Origin of the sequence: Sorangium sp. So ce302, assembly GCF_051530145.1 — a bacterium.
In the GTDB taxonomy this organism is placed as follows: Bacteria; Myxococcota_A; Polyangia; order Polyangiales; family Polyangiaceae; genus Sorangium; species Sorangium cellulosum_B.
The window spans coordinates 7580690-7596403 of sequence record NZ_CP150326.1; the positions used below are offsets into that span (position 1 = coordinate 7580690).

The following is a 15714-nucleotide window of genomic DNA, read 5'->3' on the forward strand; positions in this document are numbered from 1 at the left end:
ATCGCCCATGCGCAGTGGTTGTGCGCCGAAGCGCCCCGGAGGCCTCCGGCAAAGTGTTGGCCTGTGCCGGGGAGGCAAGCGCGAGGGCGTGCGCCGGCGCTCCCCGTTGCCACGCCGAGCATGTTGTTCAGCTCCTCGCATCCGGTATACATTGGAGCCTGAACCTCAATGAATGATGATCCCCAGCTAGCACACTGCACAGCACGAATCGGAACGGTCCTCCGGGGCAAATGGCGCATCGATTCGCTTATCGGCGTCGGCGGGATGGCTGCGGTTTACGAGGCGACACACAGGATCGGCCGGCGCTGCGCGATCAAAATCCTCCATCCGGAAATCGCGGTCTCCAAGGAGCTTCGAGCCAGGTTCGAGCAAGAGGCGCTCGCGGTAAACCAGCTCGGTCACCCCGCGGCCGTCAATGTCCTCGACATTGATACGAGCGAAGATGGCTCGCCGTTCTTGGTGATGGAGTTGCTCGACGGTGAATCGCTCGGCAAGCGCGCCCACGGCTCCGGCGGCATCGAGGAGCGCGAGATGCTCCGCATCTTCTCGACCGTGCTCGAAGTGCTCGATGTCGCGCACGGGCTCGGCATCGTTCATCGAGACATCAAGCCGGATAATCTTTTTTTGACCTCTTCAGGCGGCGTCAAGGTCCTCGATTTCGGGATTGCTCGAATGAAGCAGGGCGGCTCCAATGTTCGTACACGCATCGGCGCGATGCTCGGGACTATACCTTACATGTCGCCCGAACAGATCGCTGGTGGCCAGATCGATGGGCGGGCCGACGTCTTCGCCGTTGGCGCGACGATGTTTCGAATCCTAGCAAAACGCCATGTGCACGAGGGCTCCATGGAAAGCGAGCTCCTCATCAAGATGGCGACGCAGCCTGCGCCGGCCCTGCGCACCGTTGCCCCCTCTGTCAGCCCAGAGGTTTGCGCCATCGTCGATCGCGCGCTCGCTTTCGATCTATCGCGCCGCTATCCAACGGCCCGCGCCATGCGTGAAGACATCGAGCGAGTTCTGGGCGCCACTGCTACCCCTCACGCGCCAGCCCCGGTGTCGATCCGAGCCGACGTGTCGTCTCCAATCAGCGTCGATGGCCCGACGATGGCTGCTCCTGCTCCCGGCCAAGCGATGCAGGCACCGATGGTCGTATCCGTGCCGCCTCAATCTGCTGCAACCAGCCCACGATCGAGCTCGAATTCGCCATTCTTGATGATTGCAGTGATTGGCTCGCTTGCTGTCGCCGTTTGCCTCGCCGCTGTCTTCTTCGTTGTTCGTTCGCAAGGCTCCGCCGAAGACACTCGTGAGAGCGCGGACGATGAGACATCGCAAGAGGACAAGGCGAGCGGTAGCTCTCTCACGATGGCCACGTCTTCCACTACCAGCACGCCATCCTCGACCCCATCGTCGACCCCATCCTCGACCACCGGGCCCTCATCGACGCGCCGGCCCGCCCCCAATGGCAAGTATCGCCTCCTCGTCAAAGACGGCAAATATCCATTTTGCGTCACGTCGAAACTGAAGCACGCCTATCCAGTACGCACGAACGATGAGGGCGTCAAAGTGTGCATCGGCACCCCCGACGGGCCCATTCCGATTGACGGCCTCAAAGCTTACCACCCCTCCGAGCTTCAATGGCAATAGCTCTGTGAGGAGCGGCGGCCTTGTCTTGTACCGTCCCGGCATGCCGAAGAGCACGCCGCCGCCCAGATCTTCGATCGCTGGCCCCCGATGTCTTCATCGCGCCTTCGGGGCGGGGCTGGAGGTTCCGGCGATGCGGGCGGCGACCAGCGAGCTACGGCTCGATGCACTGTGGACATCCTTGTAGGCTGATGTCGGCGTACGGAGCCAGATCCACGAATATCGCGGAACTGCACAGCTTTTCCGTGCGGAGGGTGGATTGAGCATGATGTCCACTCGGACGGCGGTGCGGTTCCTCGGCTCACAGCACCTTTGTGCGTGTACACTCCCCGGCATGCCAGGGACAATCCCACCCAAGGGGCGCTCAAGCACCGACGACGTCACGGTGCGGATGCTCGGGAAACAACGCGACGCCTCCGTCATTGAGCTCACAAGCTCGGCGCTGGTGGAGGAAATCGAGACTGCGGCGCGGCCGTGGTCGGACGACGCACCCACGTTGGTGCGCTCAGACGACAAAGCGCCAGCGCTGATCGGGAGCTTGATCTCGGAGCGGTACCGCGTCCACGAGCTCATCGGGGAGGGCGGCATGGGAGCCGTGTACCGCGGCGAGCAGGTGCACCTCCGCAAGCAGGTCGCGATCAAGGTCCTCCAGCCGAGCGCCCGGAACCTCCCCCAGATCGTGGCGCGGTTCGAGCGCGAGGCGATCGCGGGGGCGCATATCCAGCATCCGAACGTGGTCTCGGCAAACGACTTCGGTCAGCTCGCGGATCGGTCGCATTTTCTCGTCCTCGAGTATGTCGAGGGCACCCCGCTCCAGGACGTGATCGCCTCGGCGCCGCTCCCCGCGCGACGCGCGCTCCACATCGCGAGGCAGATCGCGTCTGCTCTGGAGGCGGTGCACGCGAAGGGGATCGTGCACCGCGATGTGAAGCCGCAGAACATCCTTCTCGGCGCCCGTGATCAGGTGAAGCTCATCGATTTCGGCCTCGCCAAGGTGAACGTAGAGCTCCTGTCCACCGAAAGCCGCGAGGCCGCGCGCAAAGGCCAGGACCTCACCGCTGCCGACCAGGTCCTCGGCACGCTCAGTTATCTCGCGCCGGAGGCCGTGCGCGGCATGGATGCCGTCGATGCTCGCGCAGATCTTTATGCGCTTGGAATCATTTTGTACGAAATGCTGTCCGGGAGAAGCCCGTTCGACGCGAGCGACGGCCAATCTTCCTTCCGGCAGCGGCTCCTCGAGGATGCGCCCCCGCTCCGCCAGCGTGCTCCGGGATTGGGTATCCGCCCCGAAGTGGAGGCGCTCGTGATGCGGCTCGTCCAGCGAGACCCAATCCAACGCTATCCGACGGCTACGAACGTGATCGCGGCCCTCGACGGGGCCATTGCGGCGATGGAGGGCGCGCCGAGGCAGCTCGAGCCGACCGTTGCGATGCACCCCGGTGCTCCGGGGCGCCAGACGAGCGCGACATCGCTCGCGTCCAGGTGGACCTCGCCGGCGATGCGGCCGTGGCTCATTGCGTCCATCGTCGTATCGCTCTTGCTCAGCGTCGCGCTCTTGATCGCCATCCTGCTCAGCTGACAGAGACTCAAAAAGGCCACATCGAGGGAGCAGGCTCGTCGCTCGACGGCAGCTCCATGAGCCCCCTCGGTTCGGTCTCCCCGCCGCTGACGCGCGCCACGGCCGCGCAGGGCGCCCTCCACGAGGTGGGCTCCCTCAGCGACGAGGAAGCGGGGCCCCCGCCGGGATCCGCCCTTCCTCAACGGCCACGACGTACGGCGGCAGGCGGCCCGCCCGCACCGCGCGGACGTCGGCGCGCATCGTCGCCGCGTCGGGGTAACGCTCGATCTTGTGGAACGCGAGGGCGCGATCCACGACGTCGCACACCTCCGAGGGCACGTCCGGCGCGCACTGCGCGAGCGACGGCGCCCGCTCCGTCGCCGCGGCGATGAGCAGGCGCGCATCGGCCACATGGCCGTGGATCGCGCGAGCGGAGAGCAGCCGAAACATCGTGGCGCCCAGGCCGAAGACGTCGGTCCGGCCGTCGATCTCGCGGACCATCCCCCTCGCCTGCTCAGGCGCCATGTACTCGCTCGTGCCGAGCGCCACGCCCGTCTTCGTGGCCGTCTTCTCCGGCAGCTCCCCCATCCCGAAAGGAAGCGGATCGAGCACGCGGGCGATCCCGAAATCGAGCACCTTCACCCGCCCATCGCTCCCGATATGCAGGTTCTCAGGCTTGATGTCCCGGTGAACGACGCCGTACGCGTGCGCCACGACCAGCACATCGAGGACCCGCTCGGCGAGCGCCAGCACCTCGCCCACCGCGAGCGTCCCCACGCGGGCCATGCGGTCGAAGACCGTCTCGCCCTCGAGCACCTCCATCGCAAGGTAAGCGGCGCCGTCGTCCGCGACGCCCGACTCCAGCACGAGCGGCAGCCCCTCGCAGAGCGGGCCGACAGCCGCCAGGGCGCTGCCGATCGGGCCCTCGCGCAGGAAGCGCTTCCGGAGCTCCTCGATCTGGCTCAGCGACGGGTGTAGGACCTTCACCGCCGCGACCTGGCCGTCAGCACGCCGGCCGAGGAAGACGCTCGCCATCCCGCCGCCACCGAGCACGCGCTCCACCGTCCAGGTCCCGATCTGGGTGCCGATGCGCCGCGCCGCAAGCTCCTCGTCGTCCATCGAGCGGGCGGATGGTACCATCCCGTTCACCAGGCGCGACGGGACGGAGCCTAGCGGAACCGTCCGGCGCCACCTCTGGCCGACGAGCTGCTGTGCACGCCGACCTTAGCCGTCCTGGTCGAATTCCGCCTAGACTAGTACTAGCCTCGAGTTGGCCACAGCTGCCTGACATCGGGCAGCTGTGCCCAAGTTGAGACTAGAGCGAGCAGGCCCCGTCGATGCACGACATCCCCGAGCAGCACTCGCCGGAGTCCGCGCAACGCCCGCCGATCGACTTGCAAGGCGAAGACAGGCAGGCCGCGATCTCACCACCGCTGCACAGCCCCGAGCAGCACTCGGCGTTGCTGAAACACCCGACCCCGACCTCCACGCACTGCGGAGCGCCGCCGGCTCCGCCGCCCGTGCCGTCACCGGCTCCGCCATCGCCGCCGGCGCCGCCGCCAGCTCCATCGCCGCCGCCACCGCCATCGCTGCCGCCATCGCCGCCGCCGCTGCTCGGATTGCACCTGAGCTCGCCGCCGCTGCTCGGATCGGGCGCGCAGACGCCGCCGCAGCAGTCGTCGGGCGTCCGGCACGGCTCGCCGTCGTCGCGGCACGCGCAGTCCGCGCACTTGCCGGACGAGCACATGCCGCTGCAGCAATCCGCGTCCGCGTCGCACTCCTCGCTGTGGACCTTGCAGGCGAACCCGTTCTCGCACCTGCCCGCGTCGACGTTGCAGCGCCGCGAGCAGCAGTCGTCGTCGGAGTCACAGGCGGCCTCCGCGAGCGCGCAGCACGGGTCCTGGCAGCGGAGCACGCCGAACAAGCCCGCAAAGCAGAGCAGCTTGCCCTGCGGCACGCCGGGGCAGCACTCCCCGAACGACGAATCGCATATCTCACCGGCCGGACGGCAGTTCGGCGGCTGCCCGCACTTCTTCACGCCGTTCGGCTCCGTCTGGCAGTTCTCGGTGCAGCACTGCGCGTCGTCCGTGCAGAGCTCGCCGATCGGCTTGCAGCCGCCGATGGACTGGCAGAACGCGGCCCCGGGCGCGATCTCGATGCACGCGTTCGAACAGCACTGCGATGGACCGTTGCACGCCTCGCCGACGGGGTCGCACGCCCCCTGCGGCACGCACACGAGCACGCCGTTCCCCCCGTCCTCGCACAGGTTGCTGCAGCAGTCGGCGTTGCTGGAGCACACCTCTCCCTCCACATGGCAGCCGCCGAGCGGCTGACCACACCACCTCTCGCCAGCCACAGGCGCGTCCTCGCAGACGCCGCTGCAACACTCGCTCCCGCCCATCGAGCAATCCTCGCCCGGTTGGAGGCAGCCGCCGCCCTGCGTGCAGGTGCCGCCGTCGCACAGGTTCGAGCAGCAGTCGGCGTTGTCCGTGCACTCTTCGTCGATCTGAGCGCACCCCGCGGCCGGATCGCACTGGCCGCCGCTGCAGTTGAGCGAACAGCAGTCGATCGCTGCGTCACACGCGGCGCCGGCAGGCGCACACGCGACGCCGCCTCCCGGACCGCTATCGCTGCCCGCGGTCCCGTCGAGACCGCCCGTACCGTCGCTGCCTCCTGCGCCCGGTAGGCCCGCGCCCCCGCCCCCCGTGCCTGGCCCCGCTCCAGCGTTCGAACCGCCGCTTCCCGTTCCCGCGTCACCGCCGCATCCGGCGTGTAAAGCGAGGCCGAGCACACCTGCGACTACTGGCGGCGCGAGCCAATTCGCAAGACGCATCACACTCCCCTTTCATGCTGAGAGCAGCGATAGGCTGTCGCACGAGCGTGCATCTGCGGCTCACGAAAGAGACCTGCGACACCGCCGGCGGCTGCCGAGTTGCCGATTGTTGAGCCGCCGACGAGCGGCGATGCGACTGCACCTTCGGACAATCCCTGGTTGGGGGGGCGATGTGTGCTCGTGTGCCTGCGATTTGTGTTGCCGCCCGCGTGCCTGACGTTGTGCTTTGCGACCGGATACGTGGCCACGACGGCGGTCAGCACGACGGGGGTAGCGGCTACCGTGAGGATGAACAACGGTGTCGCTCTTGCGCAAGCGGCGTTGTGCCGTTGATGGCCTCGCGAAGGCGTGCGAGCGCGCTTGAGCTCGTTCGCCATGGGCGCACCTGCGCTGCAATACCGGTGCTAGGCACATTGACCGCGACTCACGCAGTCGTGTAACTGTTCCTTGTCGATGCAGATCACCCTCGCCAGAGCCAGGCTGCAGGTCGCGCTGCTCGCCTTGGCAGCTCCGGAGCCGCGGCCCGCGGCGGTCGAGCGTGCGGCATGAGCGCCCGAGTCGAGCCCGCGTCTCCTGCGCTCCTCGCCTCACCGGGCAGCGAAGCGTACATCGTCAGCCGCTGGTATGACCGGGCGTTTTTCCTCCTCCCGCGTCGCCCTGCTGCACTTCTGGTACGACGGTTTCATCTGGTCCGTGACGCGCAAGCAGGTGTGAGGCGATCAAGCCTTCAAGGTGTCGCCAGAGAGGGTTGTATGCGAATCCAACGTTGTCTCCGATCCGTGCTCTTTTCATTCGCGGTCGCCTCCATGGCGCTCGCCTCGCCTGCCTGCAGCAAGTCGCCGCAGATCACGGCGGAGAGCATCGAGGACAACTGGGCGCTGACGGAGCAGCACGAGCCCGGCTCGGTCGTCATGACGGTAGCCCAGGATGGGAAGGTGACGGCGCTCGTCAAGAACCGCGATGGCAAGCCCATCGAGGAGGGCGTGTCGGGCAACCTCACGGTCAAGGTGCCTGGCAAGGAGGGAGCCCCCGCGACGGCAGAGCTCGTGCCGGAGCCAAAGTCGGGGGGAGTCCTGGTCGCCAAGATCCCGCCGCTCGAGGACGAGCTCACGGAGGTCAGCTACGAGCTCAAGGTCAAGGGCGAGCCGTTCAAGGGGGCGCTGCACGTGCCGCGCGGCGGAACCCGGGAGCTCCAGGAGAGCGCAAAGGAGAGCCAGGCGATCAAGCTCGAAGGGAAGAAGGGGCCGAACGGGGGCGTGCTCCAGCCCGTCGGAGACGACATCGTGGAGATCGTCGCTGACAAGGCGACGGGCGACGTGCGCGTGTACGTGCTGGATCTCGACCTCAAGCCGGTCCCGATCGGCCAGCGCGAGATCAAGCTCGCGATCCAGACGGCGTCGGGCCCGGACGTGCTCGTGCTCGCGCCCGGCCCCGATCGGCTTTACTTCACTGGAAAGCTGAAGGTGAAGGTCAACCCGACCAAGATCACGGTGGTGCTCAAGGACGGCGGGCACACGCACGTGGTCCTCTGCAACTACCACCCAGGCGCGGTGATCGTGGTCGGCCCGAGCGCGCCCGTGATCGGCATCCTGGTGGCCACCGCGTGGGCCGTGAAGGTCAACGTCAAGCCGACCGTGGTGGTGCACGACGACGATGACGACGACGGCCGCCGGGTCATCGTCGTCCGCAAGGGAAAGGGCAAGTGGAAGGGCAAGGGCAAATGGCGCTGAACGTGATCATGAAAGCGCGCCGCGCCGCGGCCCGCTTCACGATCCACGTTCGCGCGATCACGCAGTGAAGGTCTTCACCCGGAGGGACATCTCGCCATGACTGGACAAAACGACGCATGTGAGGAGAAAGCTGGCTTCGGCGGCACGATCCCGTCGCGCGCCCTCTCTGCACGACGAGCCCTGTTCGCGCTCGCGTGCATCGGCTCCGCCAGCTGCGGCGGTGATGACGCGACGGGAACCCCTGATGATGTCGACGTCACGGCCGGCACGACGGCGATCGTGGCGATCGTCAACCCGGTGGTGAACACGCCCCACACGACGGGAGTTCCCGACGAGCTCGGGGACGCGCGCGATGGGCTCACGGTGACCGCCACGCCGGGCGACAGCGACGTCACAGCGGACGGCGTCGCGGTCGTCGGCGTCGCGCCCGGCGGCATCGAGCTCGATGTCTCGGGAGCCAGCCTCGCCCATACGGTCCAGGCAGAGGGCGATGTCGTGGATGCGCCTGTCGCGTTCTCCGGCTCGGCTGCGGCCTTCTTCGACAACACGCCCGTCCGTTACGCTGTCAGCGAAGCCTCGGGCGCCATCTTCCTCGATCCGTCGGTGCCCCTGGCAGAGCTCGAGGGCCACCTGGCCGAGGACGATCGGGTCGTCGTGCTGCGCCCGGGTACGTACGTCGGCAGCATCACGATCACCGGCAAGGGCACGCTCCTGTACGGCGAGGATTTCCTCGATCGCGCGGTGGTCATCGACGGCAGCATCACGGCGGCAGGCGAAGAGGTACGGCTGCGAGGCCTGACGATCACAGGCGATCTCACCTCGAGAGGCAACAATTTCGGGATCAGCTTCTCGCTCGTCCGGGGCAATGTCAGCATCACGGGCAACGCGGGGGCGTTCGTACGAAACGTATTTTGCGGTGAGACGGTGGTGCCCTCGAGCAACGCGACGCTGCTCGACAACTACGGTGTCGCGCCGCTGGAGGCTCTGCCACCCGTCGTGTGCGACTGACCGCGGCTGCGGGCGCTCTGAGATCGAGAGCCTCTCATCAGCCGGAGCTGATCGAGAGCACCAGCACCTCTACGCTGGCCTAATCGGGTACGCGGCCACTGCCCATCCTCGAAGCCGCGAGCCGCGCAGTTGGCGCAACTGTCAAGTGAAGGCACGTCATGTCAAGCACACGCCTCAAGATAATTGTATGGGTCGCCGCGGCGCTCGTACCGTTCGTCCTCGCCTACATCGGCGCGCATCTTGGCTATATCGCCATTACCACCCTCGCGTTCGCGATCTTCTGGGCGACCCTCTCGCTTGGACGGATGTCGGCGCGAGCTCGCGAGCAAGACTGCTCCGCGTACGTTGTCAACGTTGGAGAGAACGGCGCGAGCACACCCGAGCCAACCCTTGAGCAGCGCGAGTGATCGTGCAACGCGGCCCGCGGCCCCGAGTTGACCAGGACTCCAGATGACCACACGACGCGAGGAGCTCGCCGCTCCACCGAAGCTCGGCGGACGCCGTCGGTTCCGCCCCTCCATTCATCCACGCCGATCGGAGGATCCATGCGCCAGCACATTCGTACCCACCACGTCGTCGCTCTATCGCTCCTCGCCCTCCTCTGGGGCGGAATCGCCGCATGCGGCGATGACCCCGCCGACGACTGCACGATCGGCGATCCCAACGAGGGCCCGACGTGCGAGTGCAACGGCGCTGAGTGCATTTGCCCCTCGTCCGGCGACTGCGCGATCTTCTGCACCGCCGATTGCGGTCTCCAGTGCGCCGGCTCCGGAAGCTGCGACTTCGACTGCGGCCCTGACTGCGACATCGCCTGCACCGGGTCGGGCAACTGTACGCTCACGGTCGGCCATGGCTCGACCGTGGACTGCACCGGGTCGGGCGACCGCGATGTGGTCTGCAGGGGCGACTGCGACGTGCGGTGCCCCGGCTCGGGAGACTGCGTGGTCCACTGCGAGCCCGGGGCGGTGTGCACGACAGACGGGGTGTAGCAGGCAGCCCCCGAGCTGACCGAGGCTCAAAATGGCCACATGATGCGAGGTACCTCGCCGCTCGACGGAAGCTCGGCGTACGCCGCCGGCTCCGTGCCTGCAAGGAACACCTCCTCGGTCGCCCCCGCGGTGCCCGGCAGCGCGAGTTGACCGGTCGTGGCGTCGATCAGCACGCGCACGAGCCCGTCCGGCGGCGCGGCGAAGTCGGTGCGCGGTCTCGCCTTGTGCGCGTCCTGCATGAACGCGATGAAGGCCGGCAGGGAGGTCGCGCCGCCCGTCTCGCCGGGGCCGAGCGGAGAGGCGTCATCGTAGCCCGTCCAGACGGCGCACGCGATGTCGGTCGAGTAGCCCACGAACCACGCGTCCTTCGCGGCGTTCGAGGTGCCCGTCTTGCCCGCGACCGGCGTGCTCATGGCTCGCGCGCGCTTGGCTGTCCCCGAGTCGACGACGGAACGCAGGAGGCTCGTCATGATGTACGCCTCGGCTTCGCCCATCACCCGGCGCGCTGGCGCCGCGCTGGGCAGCGGCAGCGGCTGGCCGCCCGGGCCGATGATGCTGCGAATGATCGCTGGATCACGGTACGTGCCGCCCGCGGCGAACACGTTGAACGCACCGACCATCTCGAACGGCGTCACCTCGTAAGCGCCGAGCGCCAACGACAGATCCGCGCCGAGCTTCGACGTGACTCCGAGCGATTGCGCCCACTCGGCGACCTTGGCCGGGCCGAGCCGATCGAGGACCCATACCGCGGCGACATTGACGCTCTGGGCGAGCGCTTCGCGCAGCCGGCGCGGCGCCTGTCCGTCGCTCTCGTCGTAGTTGTCGGGCCTGTATTTCCCTCCGAGCGCGGACGGATGGGTCTCGAGGATGGAGGCCGCGGTGAATGCCCGCGTCTGGATCCCGTAGCTGTACACGATCGGCTTGAACGTCGAGGCGGGCTGGCGGCGCGCCGACCTTGCCCGGTTGAGGGCGCCGCGCGCCGCGTCGTATCCGCCGACGATCGCGAGCACCTCGGCCGTCCGGACGTCGAGGGCGACGAGCGCGCTCTGGGGCCCGAGCGCGAGCTCCAGCCGTCCGCTGCGCGGGTCGCCGCCGGCAAAGGTGACGCGAACGACCTTGCCGATCTCGGCGAACTGGCTCGGGGGCAGGTTGCGTGGATTGTAGCGCGCCGCTCGCTCCAGCTTCACGACGCCTTGCGCCGTACCCACGCGCACGGTGAGCGTGCCTGCCGCGTCGTCGGCCTTCGTGACCACGCCGTGGTAGACGCGCTCGCTGCCCTGCGTGGGCGTTCCTTCGAAGGGGGCCGGATCTCCCTTGCCACGCTTCAGCGGAGCGATGAGCCCGCGCCGCGCGGCGTACGCATCGAGATTGCTGCGCACCGCCGCTCTCGCGGCCCTCTGCAGCTGCGGATCGATCGTGGTCGTCACGGTGTACCCACCACGGTTGGCCTGCGGGCCGACCGCGGCGATCAGCGCGCGCTCGACCTCGGCGACGACCTCGGGCGCCAGCTCGGAAGCGTGTTCCGGCGGGGGGGCCAGGACGATCCTCTGGCGAGCGGCGGCGTCCACGTCGGCGCGGGCTACGAACTTTTTATCGCCCAGCTGCTGGAGCACGTAGCTGCGCCGCTCCTCGGCGCGGGCGAGATCCACGCGCGGAGAGTAGACGCTGGGACCCTTGACCAGACCTGCGAGCAGGGCCGCTTCGGCGAGCTGCACGTCTCGAACGCTCTTCCCGAAGTAGTACCGCGCGGCTTCCTCGACGCCGTAGCGCCCGTGCCCGAAATAGATGTCGTTGAGATAGAGCTCCAGGATCTCGTCCTTCGTGAGCTCCTGTTCGATGCGGCGCGCGAGGATGAGCTCACGGATCTTGCGCGCGAAGGTGCGCTCCGGCGTGAGGAGCACGTTCTTGATCACCTGTTGGGTGATCGTGCTGCCTCCCTGGCGGGCCTGCGCGGATCGCAGGTTCACGAGAAGCGCCCGCAGGATGCCGAGGTAGTTCAGCCCCTCGTGCTTGTAGAAGTTCGCGTCCTCCGCGGCCAGAACGGCGAGCTTCATGCTCGTCGGCACCGCCGAGATCGGAACGACGGTGCGTCGCTCGACGAAGAGCTCCGCGAGCGGTGTCCCGTCGCGCGCGAGGATGCGCGTGACCTCCGGCGGATGATAGCTCCTCAGCTCCGAGGTCCGCGGCAGGTCGTGGCCGTAGTACCAGATGAGCCCCGCAAACATCAGCAGACCGAGGCCCAGCAGCGTCGAAGCGGCCATCGCGATGCGCCACGCCCATCGCCGCAAGCGTCGTCTCCACTGGACTTTTCGCGAGCGCGGATGCCCTTGATCCCGCGCCCGGCGGACCGCCACGGCGCGCTCGAGCGCGCTCGCCAGAGCACCTAGCGCCGACGCGATCCGACCAGCGGCCCTCGCGAGCCGCCGCGCCGGCAGCGCGCCTGGCACGGTCGGCTGGGCGGAGGCATCGGCCGGCGACGACCGCGCGGCGCCGTCCCCGGGCGGCGGCGACCACGGCAGCGTCTGTCGCTCCGGTCCGGCCTGGCCAGCCCTCTCTTCGGGGATCGGCGGGGTGGCCTGCGGCGAGCGCACCCAGAGCTGTGTCGGGGGCTCTTTCACCTCCGCATCGTCGCGGCGGGGATCCTCGCCGCGCTGCGCGGGGGAGGCGAGGTCGTCACGACGGCCGAACCTGTCCATATCCATCCAACTCCTCCGCGGCGCGGGCTGCGCGCGCGTGCCGCGGCGCCCTCCTCGCAGACGCCATGAGAGCAGCGCACGAGCGCGACGCGACGATCAGTCGGGGCATGGGGCCCCGCACGCCATGACGTTGCCAGGACAGGCTTCTATCTGCCCGAGACACGTGCCGATGACGCAATCGGAGCCACGCGGGCAGTACACCAAACATGGAGCGCTCGTCATGCAATTGACCGAGCAATCGCCTTCGCACCAGATCTTGTGCATCCCCGATCCCATGCAGTTCACCAGCGCGTCTCGGCGCGCTCCGATGTCGCAGACGCTCCCGTCCTGACAAGCAATCTGGCAAGCTTCATCGCACACGTGATCGCAGTCGTTTGTCAGCATACAGCTGGCCCGCTGCGACGCGCCGCGCCCTTCCTCGGGGCCGCGGCTCGGTGAGCCAGGGAGGCGAGCTCTCGTATCGCCCTTCTTCTCGGGGCCGGGATCCGGAGCCTTTGCCAGGAGGCGATCCGCCGCCGGGCCGCCGGGAACCTTGGCGGGCGGTGAGGCCGCCGGTCGCTGCGCGCCGGTCGCCCCCGGCGATTTCGCGTCGGGCTCGACGTTCACCGCACGCAGAACCACGGCGGCGAGCACGCCTGCGGCGAGCAGCGGGAACGCCAGCACGGCCCATCGCAGCCTCCGTCCACGTACCGTGGTCGCCGTCCACTGCGTCGCCTGGGTGAACGCCGATGCCGCCGGTGCGGGGGCACGAGCCGGAGCGACGGCCGATCCGCCGCCCGGGGCGCCCGGGGCGCCCGGGGCGCTCGACGTATTCGGGACGCTGACCATGGAGACATCGCGGATGACACTCCCCATGTCACCTGCCGGCGGCGGGGCGGGATGCAGACCACCGGCGCCCGCGGCGCGCACCGATACTGCCGATGAAGGGGCGAGCCCCTGTGGTATCCACACCGTCGTGGCGGTGCTGAGCGGATCTGCCGCGGGGGCCCCGGCCGCGCCGAACCGCAGAGCAAAAGCGGGCGGTTGACCGGCCAGGACCGCGCGCACGTCCTGCTGCATGACCGTCGCGCTCGGGTAGCGCTCGCCTCGGTCGAACGCGAGCGCGCGATCGACGACGGCACACACCCACTGCGGGGTCTCCGGAGCGACGCTCGCGAGCGGCGGCGCAGGCAGCGTGGCCATCTTGACGACCAGATCGGTGTCAGAGCTCGCGTCATGGATGCGCCGCTTCGTGATCAGACGAAACATCGTCGCTCCGACCGCGAACAGGTCGGCACGCGCATCGATCTCGTCACCTCTGACTTGCTCCGGTGGCATGTAGGCGACCGTGCCGAGCGTCGTTCCTGTGCGCGTCCGAACGTAGTCGGCCGCGGCCTGCCTGACACGGGCGACGCCGAAGTCGAGCACTTTCAGGCGCCCGTCGCGGAGGCGGAACAGGTTGTCTGGCTTGATGTCGCGGTGGATGATGCCGTGCGCATGGGCCGCTGCCAGCACGTCCAGCAGCCCGTCCACCATGGCCAGCAGCTCGGCCATGTCCATCCTGCCCAGACGCCTGGCGTACCCGGCGAGCGACTCACCATCGAGCAGCTCCATGACGAGGAACGGGCAGCCGTCCGCTGTCGTGTCGATATCGCGTATTTCCACCGCGCCGGGATGGACGAATCGATTGACGGCTTGCGCTTCCTGATCGAACCGCGCACGCAGCTCGGGCATGCGCGCGATCTCGGGGTGGAGGATCTTGATGGCATCTCGCCGCCCGATCCTGTGCACGCCGACGTAGACAGCGGCCATGCCGCCCGAGCCCAGCAACCGCTCGATCGTCCACTTCCCGCACAACACTGTGCCAACTCTGCGCTGCAGTTCCTGGTCGTCCATATCCGGTATCAGGGTTGCTGATTTGCTGAACGGAGTCCTCGCGGCGCCCCAGCACCGCCCTGACCGTCGCCCATCCTAGCCGATTGGCCGTGGCGTCGTGACCTCGCGACGCCGACGTGACCTCGCGACGCTCGGCGTGCCGTCCCGGGTGTGTCGCCGGCCGAGCGCGGCCGCAGACCGACCAGGCCGACGAAGAGTACCCGAGTCGAGACCAGCGCCCTGCCCGAGGCGCGCGTGTCACGCGGCGAGGGAGCGTGACCGTGGATCTGCCGGGAGGCCGATGGTACCGTCGCCGCGATGTTGGGGAGCGTGAACCAGCTCGAGGAACACCGCGCGGCGCTCACCGGGCACTGCTACCGGATGCTCGGTTCCGTGGTCGACGCCGACGACGCCGTCCAGGAGACCATGGTGCGCGCCTGGCGGAGCCTCGATAAATTCGACGGGCGATCGTCGCTGCGCACCTGGCTGTACCGCATCGCGACGAACGTCTGCCTCGACGCGCGGGCCGATCGCGCGCGCCGGGCGCGCCCGCTCGAGGAAGGCCCTGTCGGCACCGTGGACGACGAGCTCCAGACGCGCCCGCGCACCCACTGGCTGGAGCCCGTCCCCGACGCGCACGCCCTCCCGGCGGACATCGACGCCGCGGAGCGGGTGGTGCTCCGCCAGAGCATCCGCCTCGCGTTCGTCGCGGCGCTCCAGCACCTGCCGCCGAAGCAGCGCGCCGCGCTGCTGCTCACGGAGGTGCTCGGGTGGTCCGCCGCGGAGGTCGCCGACAGCCTCAGCACCTCGGTCGCCGCGATCAACAGCGCGCTCCAGCGCGCGCGGGCGACGCTCGCGAGCCGCGATCTCGGCGACGTGCGCGCCACGCTGCCGGAGCCAGAGTCCGCTCTGGTCGACCGCTACGTCACCGCCTTCGAGCAGTACGACGTGGACCGGCTCGCGGCGCTGCTGCACGAGGACGCGACCCTGTCGATGCCGCCGTACACCCTCTGGCTCCGCGGCCCCGGCGCGATCCGCGCGTGGCTGCTGGGCCGGGGCGCGGGCTGCCGCGGGTCGCGGCTCGTGCCGACGGCCGCCTGCGGCTCGCCGGCGTTCGGCCAGTACCGCCCCGCGCCGGAGGGCGGCCACCGGGCCTGGGCGCTCATCGTGCTCGAGCTCGCGGGGGACCGCATCGCCAACATGACGTCCTTCCTCGACACCGAGACGCTCTTCCCGCGGTTCGGCCTGCCTCTCGAGCTCCCCGCGTAGCCACCGCGCCCGGCCGGATCGGGGCGGCGATCATTTTTTTCCGGTCGACCGATGAGTTCCAGCGGGCGCCCGGGTCTATGGGGTGAACTCCGGCACGACGGCCCCCGTGGCCGCGATCGTGGCCGGCATCACCCGG

Annotated in this window: 11 protein-coding genes; 7 read left to right on the forward strand and 4 right to left on the reverse strand. The window is 68.7% G+C overall.

Features of this window, described 5'->3' with window-relative positions; translation table 11 throughout:
* Nucleotides 1–168: 168 nt before the first annotated feature.
* Both WME73_RS28650 and WME73_RS28655 read left to right on the forward strand, forming a co-directional pair.
* A complete protein-coding gene (locus WME73_RS28650) occupies nt 169–1644 on the forward strand; it encodes a serine/threonine protein kinase (RefSeq protein ID WP_437911590.1) in 1476 nt (491 codons plus the stop codon).
* Nucleotides 1645–2179: 535 nt separating this feature from the next.
* Nucleotides 2180–3220 carry a serine/threonine-protein kinase gene (locus WME73_RS28655; protein WP_437911591.1) on the forward strand — a complete coding sequence of 347 codons (1041 nt, stop codon included), beginning with the start codon at nt 2180–2182 and terminating at the stop codon, nt 3218–3220.
* A 135-nt stretch (nt 3221–3355) separates the two neighbouring features.
* On the opposite strand, the gene WME73_RS28660 is transcribed toward WME73_RS28655, so the two are convergent.
* Together WME73_RS28660 and WME73_RS28665 are read right to left on the reverse strand one after the other, a co-directional pair.
* On the reverse strand, nt 3356–4339 hold the full coding sequence (locus tag WME73_RS28660; protein WP_437911593.1) for a serine/threonine-protein kinase: 984 nt from the start codon (nt 4337–4339) through the stop codon (nt 3356–3358).
* A 175-nt stretch (nt 4340–4514) separates the two neighbouring features.
* A complete protein-coding gene (locus WME73_RS28665; RefSeq protein WP_437911594.1) occupies nt 4515–5600 on the reverse strand; it encodes a hypothetical protein in 1086 nt (361 codons plus the stop codon).
* Nucleotides 5601–6811: 1211 nt separating this feature from the next.
* Here WME73_RS28665 and WME73_RS28670 point away from each other — a divergent pair.
* From WME73_RS28670 to WME73_RS28685, 4 genes are all read left to right on the forward strand, one after another.
* Entirely contained in the window at nt 6812–7762 is a 951-nt protein-coding gene (locus WME73_RS28670; protein ID WP_437911595.1) for a hypothetical protein, read from the forward strand.
* Nucleotides 7763–7858: 96 nt separating this feature from the next.
* Nucleotides 7859–8770, forward strand: a complete 912-nt coding sequence (locus tag WME73_RS28675; protein ID WP_437911596.1) for a hypothetical protein — start codon at nt 7859–7861, stop codon at nt 8768–8770.
* 158 nt (nt 8771–8928) lie between these two features.
* Nucleotides 8929–9177 (forward strand): hypothetical protein, encoded by a 249-nt coding sequence (locus tag WME73_RS28680; RefSeq protein WP_437911597.1) that lies wholly within the window; start codon nt 8929–8931, stop codon nt 9175–9177.
* 138 nt (nt 9178–9315) lie between these two features.
* Nucleotides 9316–9759 carry a hypothetical protein gene (locus WME73_RS28685; RefSeq protein WP_437911598.1) on the forward strand — a complete coding sequence of 148 codons (444 nt, stop codon included), beginning with the start codon at nt 9316–9318 and terminating at the stop codon, nt 9757–9759.
* Between the two features lie 26 nt (nt 9760–9785).
* Here the strand turns inward: WME73_RS28685 and WME73_RS28690 are convergent, their stop codons facing one another.
* Nucleotides 9786–12461: a penicillin-binding protein 1A gene (locus WME73_RS28690; protein ID WP_437911599.1), complete on the reverse strand. Its 2676-nt coding sequence runs from the start codon at nt 12459–12461 to the stop codon at nt 9786–9788.
* Nucleotides 12462–12551: 90 nt separating this feature from the next.
* Nucleotides 12552–14330, reverse strand: coding sequence for a serine/threonine protein kinase (locus tag WME73_RS28695; RefSeq protein WP_437739570.1), 1779 nt, complete (start codon nt 14328–14330; stop codon nt 12552–12554).
* Nucleotides 14331–14627: 297 nt separating this feature from the next.
* On the opposite strand from WME73_RS28695, the gene WME73_RS28700 reads away from it, so the two are divergent.
* The gene (locus WME73_RS28700) at nt 14628–15578 is read left to right on the forward strand and encodes a sigma-70 family RNA polymerase sigma factor (protein WP_437739571.1); all 951 of its coding nucleotides are present in this window, start codon (nt 14628–14630) and stop codon (nt 15576–15578) included.
* The last annotated feature ends 136 nt before the right edge of the window (nt 15579–15714 follow it).